The organism is Arthrobacter rhizosphaerae (genome assembly GCF_023062595.1).
In the GTDB taxonomy this organism is placed as follows: domain Bacteria; phylum Actinomycetota; class Actinomycetes; order Actinomycetales; family Micrococcaceae; genus Arthrobacter; species Arthrobacter rhizosphaerae.
In genome coordinates, this window is the sequence record NZ_JALLAN010000008.1 from 22,808 (window position 1) to 39,440 (window position 16,633).

A 16,633-nucleotide genomic window follows, 5' to 3' on the forward strand; every position below is an offset into this window, starting at 1 on the left:
ATGTGGCTACAGAACGGCAATTGCCCGGTCTGTCGGAGCCACAGGAGCGGGAAGGATGGTGCTTCCCATTAGGAATTTGTCCACAGCTGCCGCGCACGCACGGCCCTCTGCGATGGCCCACACAATGAGCGACTGTCCGCGGCCTGCGTCGCCGGCAACAAACACACCCTCGGTGTTGGTCATGTAGTAGCCGTCGCGCGCAACGTTGCCGCGACCGTCGAAGTCCGCATGGACCTGCTCGGTAATACCGGCCGGTTCCGGACCCGTGAAACCCAGGGACAGGAACACGAGGTCTGCCGGGATGACCCGCTCGGTTCCGGCCTTCGGGAGGCGCTTGCCGTCGACGAATTCCGTCTCCGCTACCTTTACGCCCGTCAGCTTGCCGTTCTCGCCGACAAACTCGACGGTGGAGGCCAGGTACGTACGCTCCCCGCCTTCTTCGTGGGCGCTTGCCATTTCGAAGAGCGTAGGAAAGGTGGGCCACGGCTGGTGCCCGGCACGCTCGGCCGGAGGCTGCTTGCCGATGGCGAGCGTGGTCACGGAGGCGGCCTGGTGACGGTGAGCCGTGCCGAGGCAGTCAGCGCCGGTGTCTCCACCGCCGAGGATCACCACGTGCTTGCCCTTGGCGTGGATCTGGTTCTCCACCGCCTCCCCTGCAACCACGCGGTTGGCGGGGACAAGGTAATCCATGGCGAAGTGAACGCCCTCGAGTTCACGGCCGGGAATGCCAAGATCGCGGGGAACGGTGGCACCCGTGGCAATAACGACGGCGTCGTAGCGGCGGCGCAACTGTTCCCAGGTCACGTCGGTGCCTACTGCAACGCCGGTCCGGAAGCGGGTACCCTCCGCCTTCATCTGCTCCAGGCGGCGGTCAACCTGCTCCTTCTCCATCTTGAAGTCGGGGATGCCGTAGCGGAGGAGTCCGCCGATCTTGTCGTCGCGCTCGTACACCGCCACAGTGTGGCCGACCCGGGTGAGCTGCTGGGCAACCGCAAGGCCTGCCGGACCGGAACCGACCACTGCCACGGTCTTGCCCGTGAGCCGGGTGGGCGGCAACGGGTTGACCCAGCCGTTGTCGAAGGCTTCATCAATGATGGACACCTCAACCTGCTTGATGGTCACGGCGGGCTGGTTGATGCCGAGCACACAGGAGGCCTCACAGGGGGCGGGGCACAGACGGCCCGTCCACTCGGGGAAGTTGTTGGTGGCGTGCAGCCGCTCAATCGCTTCCTCGCCCTTATCCCGCCACATGAGGTCATTCCACTCGGGAATCAGATTGCCAAGGGGGCAGCCCTGGTGGCAGAACGGGACGCCGCAATCCATGCAGCGGCCGGCCTGGCTTTTGAGGACACCCTTTTCCTGGGCCTCATAAACTTCCTTCCAGTCCATGATGCGGACGGGAACGGGACGGCGTGGCTGTGTCTCACGCTGGCGTACTTTCAGAAATCCGCGTGGATCAGCCACCGGTCACCTCCAGGATTCGAGACCATACTTCTTCGCCGTCGGGGTCCAGGCCCTCTTCGATGGCGTCAAGACGGGTTTGCAGGACGGCCGCGTAATCGCGCGGCAGCACTTTGGTAATTCGGGCAGCGGTGTCGTCGAAGTTTTCGAGCAAGCGCGTGGCAAGGAGGGATTCGGTCTCCTCGACGTGCTTGACCAGCAGTCCGTGCACGATGTCACGGTCCTCTGCGTCCAGCTCGCGGAGCTGCAACTCCCCCGACTCCAGGGCGTCCTTGTTGACACGGGCAACCTGGAGGTCCAGCACATAGGCCGTTCCGCCAGACATGCCGGCGCCGAAGTTCCGCCCGGTACGGCCGATGATCAGGGTCTGGCCACCGGTCATGTATTCGCATCCGTGATCGCCGATTCCCTCGACGACGGCGGTGGCACCGGAGTTCCGCACCAGGAAGCGTTCGCCAACCTGGCCGCGGAGGAACATCTCACCGCTGGTGGCCCCGTAACCGATGACGTTGCCGGCTATGACGTTCCGCTCTGCCTGGAAGATGTTGCTGCGGTCCGGGCGCACAATGATGCGTCCGCCAGAGAGGCCCTTGCCGACGTAGTCGTTGGAGTCCCCGTACATGCGCAGCGTGATGCCGGCAGGCAGGAAAGCACCCAGTGATTGCCCGGCGGTTCCCTTCAGGCTGATGTCGATCGTGTCGGTAGCCAGGACGTCAGTACCGAAAGTCTTGGTCACAACGTGACCCAGCATCGTTCCGACCGAGCGGTCCGTGTTGATGACGTCGAGCGAGATCCTCACAGGGCTGCGGTCGGTGAGAGCTTCGGCAGCCATGGTGATCAGCCGCTGGTCGAAGTGCTTGTCCAGCTCGTGGTTCTGACCGGTCAGGTTCCGCAGCGGTGCGTCGTCGTCGAACTCGAGGCCGTGAAGGATCGGATCCAGGTCCAGGCCTTCGGCCTTCCAGTGGTTGATGGCTTCACGGGTGTCCAGCATCTCTGCATGGCCGATCGCCTCTTCCAGGCTGCGGAAGCCAAGCTCCGCAAGGATCTCGCGGACTTCCTCGGCCAGGAACTCGAAGAAGTTCACCACGAACTCAGGCTTGCCGTTGAAGCGGGCCCGGAGCTCGGGGTTCTGCGTGGCGACACCCACCGGACATGTGTCGAGGTGACAGACACGCATCATGATGCAGCCGGATACCACCAGCGGAGCGGTCGCGAAGCCGAACTCCTCGCCACCGAGCAGCGCGGCGATGACGACGTCGCGGCCGGTCTTGAGCTGGCCATCCACCTGGACCACAACGCGGTCGCGGAGGCCGTTGAGCATCAGCGTCTGCTGCGTTTCGGCGAGCCCCAGTTCCCAGGGAACACCGGCATGCTTGAGCGAGTTCAGCGGCGAGGCGCCGGTACCGCCGTCGTGACCGGAAACCAGTACGACGTCGGCCTTCGCCTTCGTAACACCGGCGGCAACCGTGCCGATCCCCACTTCGGACACGAGCTTGACATGAACCCGGGCCGAGGGGTTGGCGCGCTTCGCGTCGTAAATGAGCTGGGCGAGGTCCTCGATGGAGTAGATGTCGTGGTGCGGGGGCGGCGAAATGAGGCCGACACCAGGCGTGGAGTGGCGCGTCCGGGCAACCCAGGGGTAGACCTTCTGCGCCATCAGCTGGCCGCCTTCGCCGGGCTTTGCACCCTGGGCCATCTTGATCTGGATGTCGTCGGCGTTGGTGAGGTAAAGGCTGGTGACACCGAAACGGCCCGAGGCGATCTGCTTGACCGCGGAACGGCGCTCGGGGTCCAGCAGCCGGTCAACGTCCTCGCCGCCTTCGCCGGTGTTGGACTTTCCGCCCAGCCGGTTCATGGCAATGGCAAGGGTCTCGTGCGCTTCCTTGGAAATGGATCCGTAGCTCATCGCGCCGGTGGAGAAGCGCTTGACGATGCTTGAAACGGACTCCACTTCCTCAAGCGGCACCGCCGGACGCACCCCGGACTTGAACTTCAGGAGGCCACGGAGGGTCATGAGGTTCTCGGACTGGTCGTCAACGCCCCTGGTGTAGGACTTGAAGATGTCATAGCGCCGTTCACGCGTGGCGTGCTGCAGGCGGAACACCGTCTCCGGGTTGAACAGGTGGGGTTCGCCGTCGCGGCGCCACTGGTATTCGCCGCCGCCCAGCAGGGGCTGGTGCGGCAGTTCGATGCCGTTCTCCGGGTAGGCCATCTGGTGGCGGGCCGAAACCTCGGCAGCGATGACGTCCAGTCCGACGCCGCCCAGCTGGGAATGCGTTCCGGAGAAGAATTCGTCCACGAGTTCCTGCCCAAGGCCCAAGGCCTCGAACGTCTGGGCACCGGTGTAGGAGGCCACGGTGGAGATGCCCATCTTGGACATGATCTTCAGGACGCCCTTGCCGAGGCCCTTGATGAGGTTGTAGACACCGTCCTGCGGGGTGACACCGAGGACGTCGCCGGAGCTGATGAGCTGCTCCACTGATTCCATGGCCAAGTAGGGGTTGACCGCCGAGGCACCGTAGCCGATCAGTACGGCAACGTGGTGCGTCTCGCGGACGTCGCCGGCTTCGACCACGAGGGCCGTCTTCGTGCGGTTGGCGCTGCGCAACAGGTGGTGGTGCACGGCACTGACCAGCAGCAACGACGGGATAGGTGCCCACTGTGCATTGGAGTCGCGGTCAGAGAGGACGATGTACTGCACACCGCGGTTGATAGCACCCGAAACCTGCTCGCAGATTTCGGTAAGTCGGGCACGCAGCGCGTTTTCGCCACCCTCGGGCCGGTACAACCCCCGGACCTTCATGGCAACCCTGTCGCCGTCGGGGCTTTCGATGTTGGCGATCTTCGCGAGCTGATCGTTGTTGATTACCGGGAACGGCAGCTGGACCTGCGGCTGCCGGACCTGCTTGGTGTCCAGGAGGTTGCCGTTGGGTCCGATGGCACACGTCAGGGACGTGACCAGTTCTTCGCGGATGGCGTCCAGCGGCGGGTTGGTGACCTGGGCGAAGGACTGCACGAAGTAGTCGAAGAGGAGTCGCGGCCGCTTGGACAGAACAGCCACCGGCGTATCGGAGCCCATTGCACCGAGAGGCTCAGCTCCGGTGCGTGCCATAGGGCCGAGCAGGATCTTCAGCTCTTCGGTGGTGTAGCCGAAGGTCCGCTGACGGATGTTCACGGAGGCTGCGGTGTGGACCACGTGCTCACGCTCGGGAAGGTCCTTGAGGTCAATGAGGTTGTCCTTGACCCACTCGGCCCAGGGATTGGCGGCGGCCACCTCGGCCTTGACCTCGGCGTCGCCGATGATCCGGCCGGCGTCGGTGTCCACAAGGAACATCTTGCCGGGAGAAACCCGGCCCTTCTTGACCACTTTCGAAGCCTCGACGTCGATGACGCCCACCTCGGAGGCGAACACAATCAGGCCATCCTCGGTGATCCAATAGCGTCCGGGGCGGAGACCGTTGCGGTCCAGCGTGGCGCCGACCAGGTTGCCGTCAGTGAAGGACACGGCTGCCGGGCCGTCCCACGGTTCCATCAGCAAGGAGTGGTACTCGTAGAACGCCTTGCGGGCGGGATCCATGGTGGCGTGGTTTTCCCAGGCCTCGGGGATCATCATCATGATCGAGTGCGTGATGGGGCGGCCTGACAGCCACAGCAGCTCGGCTACTTCATCAAAGGAAGCGGAGTCGGAGGCACCCGGGGTGCAGATGGGATACAGCTCTTCGGGGGCATCCCCGAGCAGCGGGTTGGCCAGCTGGGACTGGCGGGCACGCATCCAGTTCCTGTTTCCCTTGACCGTGTTGATTTCGCCGTTGTGGGCGATGGTGCGGAAGGGCTGCGCCAGCGGCCACGAAGGGAACGTGTTGGTGGAGAAGCGCGAGTGGACGATCGCCAGCTTCGTTTTGAAGCGCTTGTCCGAAAGATCGGGGTAGAACGGCTCCAGCTGGGCAGTGGTGAGCATGCCCTTGTAGACGATGGTCCGGGACGAGAACGACGGGAAGTACACGCCGAACTTGTTCTGGGCGCGCTTGCGGATCCGCCAGGCACGCGAATCGAGTTCGTTGCGATCCAGCTGCTCCCCACTGCTGGAAGCGAGGAAAGGCTGGGAGAAGTACGGCATACAGGCACGGGCCATGGCACCCACCAGGTCAGCAACGATGGGAACCTCCCGCCAGCCCAGAACTGTCAGGCCCTCATCTGCAGCCAGCCCTTCGATTCCTGCCTTGGCTGCATCTGACTCCCGCTGCTCAGCAGGGAGGAAGGCTGTACCCACGATGTACTGGCCGGGGGCGGGAAGTTCGAAGTCGGTGACAGCGCGGAAGAACTCGTCCGGCACCTGCATCAGGAGGCCGGCGCCGTCGCCGGTACCTTCATCCGCGCCCACGGCGCCCCGGTGCTCAAGGTTACGCAGGGCAGTCAGGGCAGCATCAACGATGTCGTAGCCGGGTTCACCGCGGAGGGTGGCAATAATGGCGAGGCCGCAGGCGTCCTTCTCCTGCTCAGCGTTGTACAGACCGCCGGACTCCGGCAGCATGGCGAACCGCTTGAACGGCGACATGGCCGCTTGGGACTGGCTTGGTTCTGACCAGCTGGGGCTGTGAAGAGTTTGGGTCATTGGAGACGTCCTTCCTCCTGATCGTGCGTATGGAAGGGACAACGTTGGCCCGACTTTGAGCACCACTGTGATGGGCACAACAAAGTGTTAGTACTTGGAATTGTAGGCCAGAGGGCCCTGCTCAACTAACAGTTACGCAGGTCTACGACCCGGGCTTGACCGGTCAGCAGCTGTGTGCTGGCAGGGCGGGCCCTCATGCCACGACGCTGTGGAGCGGGCTCTCGGAGCGGTAACTCTGATGCCCTGCTATACCGTTACTGGCCTACTTGGTGCTGCCAGCCTCCGGCGCGTTTTCCGTAACCTCATCAGTGGACTTTGCAGTCGGCTGCTTTTCCTGGAGGGAAGTGCTTCCACCGTCTGATTCGTCCGCCACTTCCTGGGAGGAAGCACGGTCTGGATCGCTTTGGTTATCAGGGAGATTACCACGCGATTCACTATCTGAGACATGTTCGTCCGCATCACGGATGCTTTTGACGTCAGCTGATTCGACTGTTTCGGCTGCCGCTGCATCGTGGTCTGCAGAACTGCGCCCGTCCAGATAAGGGGTGTCGGGCTCTTCCGGCTTCTTCCTGCCCAGCACGATGAAGACAATCAGTGCCGCAACAAACACGAAGATGCTGGTCCAGACGTTGAGCCTGGTGGTGATGCCGAACAGGTTGATCTGCTCGGCGTCGTCGATCCGCATAGCCTCAATCCAGACACGGCCCAGTGTGTAATACATCGCGTAGAGCCAGAAAAGCCGGCCGCGCCGGAAGTTGAACCTGCGGTCCAGGATAAGCAGGAGGGCGACGCCAACCAGGTTCCACAACGACTCGTACAGGAATGTGGGGTGGAACAGCGTGTCAACAGGCATCCCGGGCGGGAAATTCGCGTTGTCGGCGTCCACCTGAAGTCCCCAAGGAAGGGTGGTGGGGCTGCCGAAGAGTTCCTGGTTGAAGTAGTTCCCCCACCGGCCGATTGCCTGGGCAAGCAACAGTCCGGGCGCAGCTGCATCGAGGAATGCGGTGAGCTTCACTCCTGCACGGCGGCAGCCAATCCAGGCGCCGACTGCACCCAGCAGCACAGCGCCCCAGATCCCCAGGCCGCCGCGCTGGATCTGCGGAATCAGTGAAAGATCGCCCGTGCCGTCGAAGCCAGGGCCGAAGTAGGCATCAGGGGAAGAAAAGACGTGATACAGGCGTCCGCCGATGATGCCGAAGGGGATCGCCCAGATGGCGATGTCCCACAGGCTGCCTTCCGGCGTCCCCCTCTTGTTCCAGCGTCGGGACGTGAGCCACAATCCCACGATGATGCCGGCCAGGATGCACAGGGCGTAGGCGTGGATGCGGAGTGACCCCCACGGCAGCGGGATATCGAAGCCGGACCAGTCCGGGCTCGGGATGCTTGCCGGCACGAGGGCGGCAGCGTGGAGGACAGTCTGCATTATTTAGGCTACTTCCTTGTTGAGTCCGGTGCGGAGGTCTTTGGTGAGCGCGGCAACCGCGTCCACACCACCGTCGCGGATGGCGGCCACAAGAGCCGTGCCCACGATCACGCCGTCGGCGTACTCAGCAATTTCCCGGACGTGCGAAGCGGTGGAAACACCGAGTCCCACACAAACCCGTTCGGCGCCTGCCACCTTGGCCGCAGCCACCACATCCTTTGCGGCGCTGCTGACAGAGGACCTTGCGCCGGTGACGCCCATGATGGAGACGGCGTAAACAAAACCGCGGCTGGCGTCGACCGTACGCCGCATCCGTTCCGGTGATGAGGAAGGCGCGACAAGGAACACGCGGTCCAGACCGTACTTATCGGAGGCTTCCATCCAGTCGGCCGCTTCATCAGGGATGAGGTCCGGAGTGATGAGGCCTGCTCCCCCTGCTTCGGAGAGGCGGCGGGAGAACTCGTCAACGCCCATCCGGATCACAGGGTTCCAATAGGTCATAACCAGCACAGCGGCATCGGTTTTGCTGGTGATGCCGGCGACGACGTCGAACACCTGCCGCACGGAGAAGCCCTTGGCGAGAGCCTCGGTGGTGGCTGCCTGAATAACCTGGCCGTCCATGACCGGGTCCGAATACGGGATGCCGATCTCGATGAGGTCAGCACCGTTCTCGGCCAGGGCGATGCCTGCGGCAATAGTGTCTTCGACGCTGGGGAACCCCGCCGGCAGGTAGCCGATGAGTGCCGCCCGGCCCTCGGCACGCGCCTTATCAATGGCTGCTGCCGATTTGCTGGTGCTGGTGATGTCCTGAACGCCGGTCACAGCTGCTCTCCCTCTTTGCCGATCTCGGCTTCTGCGGAATCCTTGTCCAGCAGATCGAACCATTCAGCGGCTGTTGCCACGTCCTTGTCCCCTCGTCCGGACAGGTTCACGAGCACGATCTTGCTGCTGGCGTCGCCGTCTTCTGCGGCGAGCCGCTGCCCCACCTTGATGGCGCCGGCCAGGGCGTGCGCCGACTCAATAGCGGGGATGATGCCCTCTGTACGGCACAGGAGACGGAACGCGTCCATGGCTTCGCTGTCGGTGATGGGCTCGTAGCTGACCCGTCCGATGTCCGCGAGGTAGGAGTGCTCCGGTCCGACGCCGGGGTAGTCCAGTCCGGCGGAAATGGAGTGGGACTCGATGGTCTGGCCGTCGTCGTCCTGCATCAGGTAGGAGCGGGCACCGTGAAGGACGCCGGGCTTGCCCAGGGTGATCGTAGCTGCATGGCGGCCGGTGTCGACGCCGTCGCCGCCGGCTTCAAATCCGTAGATCCTCACGGACGGGTCATCAAGGAATCCGTGGAAGATCCCGATGGCATTGGATCCGCCGCCGATGCAGGCGCACACCGCATCCGGTAGGCGACCGGCCTGGTCGAGGATCTGGGCGCGGGCTTCCTCGCCGATGACCTCATGGAAGTAGCGGACCAACGCGGGGAACGGGTGGGCCCCGGCGGCAGTACCGAGCAGGTAGTGGGTGTTTCCGACGTTCGCAACCCAGTCACGGAGTGCCTCGTTGATGGCGTCCTTGAGCGTCTGAGAACCGTTGGTCACGGGGATGACCGTAGCGCCCAGCAGTTCCATCCGGGCAACATTCAGCGCTTGCCGGCGGCAGTCTTCAGCGCCCATGTAGACAACACATTCGAGGCCAAGCAAAGCGGCGGCCGTGGCGCTGGCAACGCCGTGCTGGCCGGCACCGGTCTCGGCGATGACCCGAGTCTTGCCCATGCGCTTGGCAAGGAGCGCCTGGCCCAGGACGTTGTTGATCTTGTGGGAGCCAGTGTGGTTGAGGTCTTCGCGTTTGAGGAACACGCGCACTCCCCCGGCGTGAGCGGAGAACCGCTTAGCTTCGGTGAGCAGTGAGGGACGCCCTGAGTAGTTCTTGTTCAGGTCCGCGATCTGCGCGATGAACTCCGGATCGGCCTTGGCCTTCTCAAAGGTATCTTCAAGCTCGTCCAGGGCGGCGATCAGCGATTCGGGCATCCAGCGCCCGCCGTAGGAGCCGAAGTAGGGGCCGGGTGCATGGCGCAGCGACGGTCCCCCTTGAAGGAATGCGTCCACGGCATCCTTGTCAGAGCCGGCTGTTGGTGCGTCGACCATCAGTCTCACCATCCTGTTCCACTGTTTCAGTGTTTTATGTAGTGCTCAGTGTTCTATGTGGCGCTCAGTTGCTTTTTGTCGTGCGCCGTAAGTCCGGCAACATGACGTGCGGCAGACCGTTGCAGGCGGCCGCCTGCAGCGGAGTACCGGTTGTCAGACGCGGGCGGCGATAGCTTCGGCGCCGGCCGCTGTGAATTCTGCTATCCGCTCCCGCGGAGTCGCGTCGCTGACCAAGGCTTCGCCGACAAGGATCGCGTTGGCGCCGTGGGCGGCGTAGTGGGTGACGTCGTCGACGCCCCGCACACCCGATTCGGCGACGATGACAGCACTTGCCGGAATACTCCCTGCCAGGGAGGCAAAAACTGAACGGTCGACGTCGAGAGTCTTCAGATTGCGCACGTTGACACCGATGATTCTCGCCTCGGCCGCGACAGCACGCTCAATCTCCTCAGGCGTATGCGTTTCCACGAGGACATTCATGCCAAGCTCTGTGCTCAATGCACTGAACTCCTGCAGTTGGGCATCGGAAAGGGCTGCCACAATGAGCAGGACCATGTCCGCCCCGTGTGCGCGGGCTTCCCAGATCTGATACTCGTCCAGCGTGAAGTCCTTGCGGAGCAGCGGGATATCCACACTTGCCCGGACGGCGTCGAGGTCGGCAAGGGATCCATTGAAGCGGCGCTGTTCAGTCAGGACGCTGATCACTGAAGCTCCGCCGTCGGCATACTGGACGGCCAGCGCGGCAGGATCGGTGATACTGGCGAGGTCCCCCTTGGAAGGACTGCGCCGTTTGATTTCGGCGATGACCTTGAGCTGCTCGCGGCTGGCAGAGTTACCGCCAAGGGCAGCCCAGGCATCCCGGGCAGGGGCGGCTGCGGACGTGAGGTCCTTCAGTTCCGCGAGGGAAACGAGACGACGCCGTGCCTCCAGATCCTCCCTAACACCGGCGTTGATGTCATCGAGAACTGTCACTTCTAGTGGCCGGAGTTCTTCAGCTTGCTGCCGCCGACGCCGTAGCCTGCCTTGCGCATCGCGAAACCGAGGACCAAGCCGACCAGCATCACAATCCCGCCGGCGATGAAGATCGGAGTGCTGGCGATGACGAACGCAATGGAAGCAATGAGCGCACCAACGAGCATCACGATGACGCACGTCCACGCTGCCGGGCTGTTGCCATGACCAAGCTCAATGCTGTGGTCAACGCCTAGGTCGACACCGGCGGCGGAGGCGCCTGCCGGTGAACCTGACTTGGATGCGGAAACAGTGGCTTTGCTCATGAAAATCTCCTCAGGATGAATACTGCTTACATTCTGCCATTTTTTGTCCCTGCCTTGGACATCGGCTCAGGTGGGGTCGTCGCCCTTTGACAACCTGTCCCAGCTGTCAATCTCGTCAGCCGGACCGGAGGCTTCAGGATTCGTGCCGGCCGCCGCCGCGTCAAACCGCGTACGCGCCTTCCAATACCGGCTCGCCGGGATTATCAGGAGGGCGCTCAATCCGAGCATTGTTCCGGCAACGACGGCGAGGGCAGGGAAAGCCGTAACGCTCACCTGGACGTTGCTTCCGGCAACGCCTGTTGCTGCCGCAATAGCACCCTGGGACGCAGCCAGCGGATCAGCGAGGACAGTCAGGGCGGCCGCCAGGATTCCCGCAGAAGCGGCGACGATAATTCCCGTAATAATCCAGCGCGCGATCCTGCCGGCGATCGAGGCAGCCAGGCCGCCTGCCAGGGCGACGATTGCAAGTGCCGTTACCGCTGTTGCAGCTTTGCTCCCCTGGACCGGCAGGCCGTCCTGGGTGTTGACAGCCTGGCCAAGTTGGGCGGGATCCAGATGGACGGTTATCCAGGTCTGGGTGGTGGTTCCGACGACGGCCAGCGCCGTCAAGGCAATGATCATGACGAGGAACGGTTTTCGGGTCCATGCCGGTGCAGGCTTGGTGCCGGTTCCCCCCATGGTCGCTCCCGTGGCAGTGGGGTCGGTGCCGGCGGTGCCGCCTCCGGTGGAAGCAGTGGAGCTCGCTGACTTGTCGGATCGGCGCATCAGACGCCCGGACCTGTTGCAGCAGGCGACGGCGGGAGGCTGCCTGGAACGGGCACGCCTTCCTCCTGGATATTGTGCAGCGATCCCGCTATGTGGACCGCCCGGAGAGGCGCGGCGGCCTTGTTGACCGTCTCGAGGGCTTCGGTGGGATTGACCGAATCCGCCACGATCCCGCCGCCAGCCTGGACGTAGGCGCGGCCGTCACGCAGGAGGGCGGACCGGATGGTGATGGCCATGTCCATGTCTCCCGCGAAGTCCAGGTAGCCAACAACCCCGCCATAGATACCCCGGCGGTGAGGTTCGAGCTCGTCCAGGAGCCTCAGCGCACGCGGTTTGGGGGCACCGGAAAGCGTTCCCGCCGGAAAAGTAGCCTTCAGGACGTCATAGGCCTTCGCTGTGGGCGCGAGGTTGCCAACCACTGTGGAGACGAGGTGCATGATGTGGCTGAAACGCTCCACCTCCATGAACTGGGTGACATCCACGGTGCCGGCCACACAGACCTTGGAGAGGTCGTTACGGGAGAGGTCAACGAGCATCAGATGCTCAGCCCGCTCCTTTTGATCGGCCAGCAGTTCCTCTGCCAGCGCTTTATCCGCCTCCACTGTCTTGCCCCTGGGGCGGGATCCTGCGATCGGGTGGGTGATGACTTCCTCGCCGTTCACGGTGACGAGAGCCTCCGGGGACGAACCCACGATCGAGTACTCACGCCCGTCGGCATCCTCGAGGCTGAAGATGTACATGTACGGACTGGGGTTGGTGTTGCGGAGCACGCGGTACACGTCGAGCGGGCTGGCGTCGCATTCCATCTCGAACCGGCGCGAAATGACCACCTGGAAGACTTCGCCGTCGACGATTGCTTCCTTGCCGCGGTCAATTGCGGCCAGATACTCCGGCTCGTTCCAGCGTTCCTGCACGCTGGAGGCGAAGTCCAAGGCCGCAGGCTCCAGGACCGAGACGGGCTGCTGCACAGGGGTGCTGACCCTGCTCAGCAGCGCCTTCACGCGGGCGATGGCGTCGTGCCATGCCTCGTCGACGCGCTCGGAGCTGTTATCGAAATTGATGGCGTTGGCGATGAGCAGCACTGTGCCGTCAGTATTGTCGTGCACGGCCATGTCGGTGACCAGGTTGAGCGCCATTTCGGGCAGCTGGAGATCATCCTCGGGAGGGCTGGTGAGCTTCTCCCAATGGCGCACGGTTTCCCAGCCGAGGAATCCGACCAGGCCTGAGGTGAAGGGAGGCAGTCCGTCGAACCTGTCCGTCCGCAAGGCCTCAATGGTGTCCCGTACAGCGTCCACCGGATTGCCGTCGACGGGCACACCCTTAGGCGGCTCGCCGAGCCAGTGCGCCTGGCCGTCCTTGGTGGTCAGGGTAGCCCGGGATTTGGCGCCGATGAAGGAGTACCTGGACCAGGAACCGCCTACCGCAGCGGATTCCATGAGGAAGGTGCCCGGCTGGCCCTGCGCGAGCTTGCGGTACAGGCCGATCGGCGTTTCAGCGTCCGCCAGGACCTTGAGACGGACGGGGATGACGCGGCTGTGGCCTGCGAGTTCGCGGAACTCTTCCAGGCCCGGGCTGATGACTCCAAGGTCCTGCATGGCTATGGTTCTCCGCCTGTTCTATAAGTGGCAATTGAAAGTAGGGGGTGTGCTGCTGGTCCTGATTCAGGTCCGGGTCAGGAGGAACTGCCTGTTACGGCTTCGAGTTCGCGGCCGTCGAAGCAGGTCCGCGTTCCCGTGTGGCAGGCCGCGCCTACCTGGTCCACCCGGACCAGCAGGGCGTCTCCGTCACAGTCAAGGGCCACGGACTTAACCCATTGGACATGCCCCGAGGTATCTCCCTTACGCCAGTACTCCTGGCGGGAGCGTGAATAGAACGTCACACGGCCTGTGCTCAGGGTCCGCTGAAGTGCCTCATCGTCCATCCAGCCCAGCATGAGCACTTCATTCGTGTCGTACTGTTGCACCACGGCCGCCACCAGGCCGGCGCTGTCACGCTTGAGGGCAGCGGCAATTCCGGCCGGAAGGTCACTGGCCCGTGGCTGCGAACCCGTCGTTGAACCAGCCGTAGCTACAGGCGTGGAAACGGGCGGGTTTGACGCGCGCGGGGCGGGGGCGGGCTGCTCAGACATCAGGTCAAGTCTAGTGCCTGCCGAAAGTGTGAAGATCAGCACCAGCCGAGGCGGCGGTTCCACTGCGCGTGTCCCGCCCTGTCGTGCTACTTTCACAAGTGATGCATTTCGTCGAACCGTCCCGAGAAGTTCTGGCCGAGACCCTGCTGGCGGCCGGTCCGGACTCCCCCACGCTCTGCACCGGATGGCAAACCCGGGATCTCGCCGCGCACCTCTATCTGCGCGAGCGGAAGGCCGCCGTCGGACTGGGGCTCCTGTTCAAGGGCCTGGCAAAGGCCTCGGACAAAGCGACGGCGAAACTGGCGGCCAAGCTGAAGACCACAGAGGACTACAACCGCCTGGTCAACACCTTCCGGGCAGGTCCTCCGGTTCTTTCCCCCATGAATATTCCGGCGCTGGACGAAAGCTCGAACCTCATTGAGTACTTCGTCCACACTGAAGACGTCCGACGCGCAGTGGACCGCTGGGCTCCCCGCGCCCTGGACGCCGAATACTCCGACGCACTCTGGGACGAACTCGTTAAGCGCGCTGCCATTCTGTATCGCGGCGTGGACCTGGGTGTGGTGCTGGTGCGCCCTTCAGGCCCGCGGCACGTTGCCAAGCGCGCGCCTGTTTCGGTTGCGATCGTCGGGGAACCCGGTGAGTTGCTGATGCATGCGCACGGCAGAACGAAACATGCCCTCGTCACATTTGAAGGCCAGCCCGACGCCGTTGCGCTGCTCCAGTCCGCAGAAGTGGGCCTGTAGCTAATACGGGCAGGCGGCTGTCCGTGCGAGGGCTAGCGGACTTCGAAACCGGCTTCGCGGATGGCCGTCTTAACCTGCAAAATCATGTCGTCAGGTCCGAAGTGGAAGATGGATGCGGCCAGGACGGCATCTGCGCCCGCGGCCACGGCCGGCGGGAAGTGGGCCGGCTCGCCCGCTCCGCCCGAGGCGATGATGGGAACCCGAACTGCGGCACGAACCAAACGGATGAGCTCCAGGTCGAAGCCGTCCTTGGTTCCGTCAGCATCGATGGAGTTAAGCAGAATTTCTCCCACGCCGCGGTCCGCTGCCTCCTTGGCCCAGGCGATGGCGTCTATCCCGGTCCCCTGCCGGCCGCCGTGGGTTGTCACTTCGAAGCCGGACGGGGTCGGTTTGGAGCCGGGTCGGTTACGCCGTGCATCCACAGACAGCACCAGCACCTGGGAGCCGAAGTGCCTGGTGATCTCATCCACGACGTCGGGACGCGCTACAGCGGCTGTGTTGATGGATGCCTTATCGGCTCCATAGCGCAGCAACTTGTCCACCTCAGCAACGCCGCGCACACCGCCGCCTACTGTCAGCGGAATAAAGACTTCTTCGGCGGTCCGGCGCACGACGTCGAAGGTGGTCTCGCGGTTGCCGGAAGACGCTGTGACATCGAGGAACGTCAACTCGTCGGCACTGCCGTTGTCGTACCGGTGCGCGAGCTCCACCGGGTCTCCGGCATCGCGAAGGCCTTCAAAGTTGATGCCCTTGACCACGCGGCCGGCATCAACGTCCAGGCATGGGATGACGCGTACGGCTACAGCCATGACTTCTCCTGAAAACTTATAAAGGAAACTCTGTGGACGAGGGGCTCAGATGCGGCAGGCGTGGATGCTGCTGACAAGGATGGCACGGGCACCCAGGTCATAGAGCTCGTCCATAATCCGGTTGGTTTCCTTCTTCGGCACCATGGAGCGCACTGCCACCCAGTCAGAGTCGCGCAGCGGGGAGACAGTCGGAGACTCAAGGCCGGGGGTCAGCGCGGCTGCCTCTTCCACCAGTTCCTTACGGATGTCGTAGTCCATCAGCACGTACTGGCGGGCTACGAGGACACCCTGAAGACGGCGGATCAGGATGTCGGCCGCTGGATTCTTTTCACCCTTGCGGCCGATGAGCACCGACTCGGAGAGCAGGATCGGTTCCCCGAAGATTTCCATCCCGGCAGCCTTGAGCGTGGTCCCGGTCTCGACGACGTCGGCAATTGCGTCGGCGACGCCGAGCCTCACGGAGGACTCGACGGCGCCGTCGAGCCGTACCACTTTGGCGTTGATTCCCCGCTCGGCAAGGTATCCCCGCAGAAGGCCGTCGTAGCTCGTGGCGAGCCGCTTGCCCTCAAGCTGTTCAACGCTGTCGAAGTCACCTACGGGCCCAGCGAAGCGGAAAGTCGAGGCGGCAAACCCAAGGCCGAGCAGCTCCTCCGCCTCCACCTCGGCGTCCAGCAGCAGGTCCCGGCCGGTGATCCCGACGTCGAGCGTTCCTTGCCCTACATACACAGCGATGTCGCGCGGGCGGAGGAAAAAGAACTCAATGTCGTTGTCCGGATCAACCAGCACCAGCTCGCGGCCGCCATCTCGGCGCTGGCGGTAGCCTGCCTCGGCGAGCATCTCGGAGGCGGCTTCGGACAGGGATCCTTTATTGGGAACGGCAACTCGCAGCATGGAGGAAAATCTTTCTGGGTGGGGACGGAATCGGTTCAAGCAGGGTGTGACCGCAGCGACGCGGCTAAAGATGCTTGTAAACGTCTTCCAGGCTTAGTCCCTTGGCAAGCATCAGAACCTGCAGGTGGTAGAGCAGCTGGGAGATCTCCTCAGCGGCTGCTTCGTCTGATTCGTACTCAGCAGCCATCCAGACTTCCGCTGCTTCTTCGACAACCTTCTTGCCGATGCCGTGGACCCCGGACTCCAATTCAGCGACCGTGCGGGAGCCGGGCGGGCGTGTTGCAGCCTTCTCACTGAGTTCTGCAAACAGCGTCTCGAAATTCTTCACGCCCTCCAGCCTACTTGCTCGAGGCTGGAGAGCGCCTGCCGGGCCGTAGCATGAC

The 16,633-nt window shown here is 63.5% G+C and carries 14 protein-coding genes; 1 reads left to right on the top strand and 13 read right to left on the bottom strand.

The genetic code is table 11. From position 1 onward, the window contains the following. Nucleotides 1-6 precede the first annotated feature (6 nt). The 10 genes from MU551_RS12170 to hisI form a co-directional block, all read right to left on the bottom strand. Nucleotides 7-1,464 (bottom strand): glutamate synthase subunit beta, encoded by a 1,458-nt coding sequence (locus tag MU551_RS12170; RefSeq protein WP_247044564.1) that lies wholly within the window; start codon nucleotides 1,462-1,464, stop codon nucleotides 7-9. After that, nucleotides 1,457-6,073, bottom strand: a complete 4,617-nt coding sequence (gene gltB / locus MU551_RS12175; RefSeq protein WP_247044566.1) for a glutamate synthase large subunit — start codon at nucleotides 6,071-6,073, stop codon at nucleotides 1,457-1,459. Before gltB ends, MU551_RS12170 begins: the two co-directional genes overlap by 8 nt. 262 nt (nucleotides 6,074-6,335) lie before the next feature. After that, complete coding sequence (gene lgt, locus MU551_RS12180) at nucleotides 6,336-7,496, bottom strand: prolipoprotein diacylglyceryl transferase (protein ID WP_247044601.1); 1,161 nt, start codon at nucleotides 7,494-7,496, stop codon at nucleotides 6,336-6,338. Nucleotides 7,497-7,499: 3 nt separating this feature from the next. Beyond that, nucleotides 7,500-8,318: a tryptophan synthase subunit alpha gene (gene trpA / locus MU551_RS12185; RefSeq protein ID WP_247044615.1), complete on the bottom strand. Its 819-nt coding sequence runs from the start codon at nucleotides 8,316-8,318 to the stop codon at nucleotides 7,500-7,502. After that, the gene (trpB, locus tag MU551_RS12190) at nucleotides 8,315-9,634 is read right to left on the bottom strand and encodes a tryptophan synthase subunit beta (protein WP_247044617.1); all 1,320 of its coding nucleotides are present in this window, start codon (nucleotides 9,632-9,634) and stop codon (nucleotides 8,315-8,317) included. The genes trpA and trpB overlap by 4 nt, the downstream gene beginning before the upstream one ends. 153 nt (nucleotides 9,635-9,787) lie before the next feature. Next, nucleotides 9,788-10,606, bottom strand: a complete 819-nt coding sequence (gene trpC, locus MU551_RS12195; protein ID WP_247044619.1) for an indole-3-glycerol phosphate synthase TrpC — start codon at nucleotides 10,604-10,606, stop codon at nucleotides 9,788-9,790. 2 nt (nucleotides 10,607-10,608) lie between these two features. Continuing rightward, nucleotides 10,609-10,911 carry an HGxxPAAW family protein gene (locus MU551_RS12200; RefSeq protein WP_247044627.1) on the bottom strand — a complete coding sequence of 101 codons (303 nt, stop codon included), beginning with the start codon at nucleotides 10,909-10,911 and terminating at the stop codon, nucleotides 10,609-10,611. A 66-nt stretch (nucleotides 10,912-10,977) separates the two neighbouring features. Further along, nucleotides 10,978-11,589 carry a Trp biosynthesis-associated membrane protein gene (locus MU551_RS12205; protein ID WP_247045209.1) on the bottom strand — a complete coding sequence of 204 codons (612 nt, stop codon included), beginning with the start codon at nucleotides 11,587-11,589 and terminating at the stop codon, nucleotides 10,978-10,980. An 86-nt stretch (nucleotides 11,590-11,675) separates the two neighbouring features. Beyond that, complete coding sequence (locus MU551_RS12210; protein ID WP_247044629.1) at nucleotides 11,676-13,271, bottom strand: anthranilate synthase component I; 1,596 nt, start codon at nucleotides 13,269-13,271, stop codon at nucleotides 11,676-11,678. A gap of 77 nt (nucleotides 13,272-13,348) precedes the next feature. Continuing rightward, on the bottom strand, nucleotides 13,349-13,804 hold the full coding sequence (hisI, locus tag MU551_RS12215) for a phosphoribosyl-AMP cyclohydrolase (RefSeq protein WP_247044655.1): 456 nt from the start codon (nucleotides 13,802-13,804) through the stop codon (nucleotides 13,349-13,351). Nucleotides 13,805-13,905: 101 nt separating this feature from the next. Between hisI and MU551_RS12220 the strand changes: the two genes are divergently transcribed. Continuing rightward, a complete protein-coding gene (locus MU551_RS12220; RefSeq protein WP_247044657.1) occupies nucleotides 13,906-14,550 on the top strand; it encodes a TIGR03085 family metal-binding protein in 645 nt (214 codons plus the stop codon). A gap of 32 nt (nucleotides 14,551-14,582) precedes the next feature. Here the strand turns inward: MU551_RS12220 and hisF are convergent, their stop codons facing one another. From hisF to MU551_RS12235, 3 genes are all read right to left on the bottom strand, one after another. Then, nucleotides 14,583-15,359, bottom strand: a complete 777-nt coding sequence (gene hisF, locus MU551_RS12225) for an imidazole glycerol phosphate synthase subunit HisF (RefSeq protein ID WP_247044665.1) — start codon at nucleotides 15,357-15,359, stop codon at nucleotides 14,583-14,585. Between the two features lie 45 nt (nucleotides 15,360-15,404). Continuing rightward, the gene (hisG, locus tag MU551_RS12230) at nucleotides 15,405-16,250 is read right to left on the bottom strand and encodes an ATP phosphoribosyltransferase (protein WP_247044667.1); all 846 of its coding nucleotides are present in this window, start codon (nucleotides 16,248-16,250) and stop codon (nucleotides 15,405-15,407) included. Between the two features lie 64 nt (nucleotides 16,251-16,314). Continuing rightward, a complete protein-coding gene (locus MU551_RS12235; RefSeq protein WP_247044674.1) occupies nucleotides 16,315-16,578 on the bottom strand; it encodes a phosphoribosyl-ATP diphosphatase in 264 nt (87 codons plus the stop codon). Nucleotides 16,579-16,633: the final 55 nt, after the last annotated feature.

Coding starts and splice junctions, on each gene's coding strand:
- gltB (WP_247044566.1), bottom strand. CDS start 6,073: ATGACCCAAACTCTTCACAGCCCCAGCTGGTCAGAACCAAGCCAGTCC.
- lgt (WP_247044601.1), bottom strand. CDS start 7,496: ATGCAGACTGTCCTCCACGCTGCCGCCCTCGTGCCGGCAAGCATCCCG.
- trpB (WP_247044617.1), bottom strand. CDS start 9,634: ATGGTCGACGCACCAACAGCCGGCTCTGACAAGGATGCCGTGGACGCA.
- MU551_RS12200 (WP_247044627.1), bottom strand. CDS start 10,911: ATGAGCAAAGCCACTGTTTCCGCATCCAAGTCAGGTTCACCGGCAGGC.
- MU551_RS12205 (WP_247045209.1), bottom strand. CDS start 11,589: ATGGGGGGAACCGGCACCAAGCCTGCACCGGCATGGACCCGAAAACCG.
- MU551_RS12210 (WP_247044629.1), bottom strand. CDS start 13,271: ATGCAGGACCTTGGAGTCATCAGCCCGGGCCTGGAAGAGTTCCGCGAA.
- hisI (WP_247044655.1), bottom strand. CDS start 13,804: ATGTCTGAGCAGCCCGCCCCCGCCCCGCGCGCGTCAAACCCGCCCGTT.
- MU551_RS12220 (WP_247044657.1), top strand. CDS start 13,906: ATGCATTTCGTCGAACCGTCCCGAGAAGTTCTGGCCGAGACCCTGCTG.
- hisF (WP_247044665.1), bottom strand. CDS start 15,359: ATGGCTGTAGCCGTACGCGTCATCCCATGCCTGGACGTTGATGCCGGC.
- hisG (WP_247044667.1), bottom strand. CDS start 16,250: ATGCTGCGAGTTGCCGTTCCCAATAAAGGATCCCTGTCCGAAGCCGCC.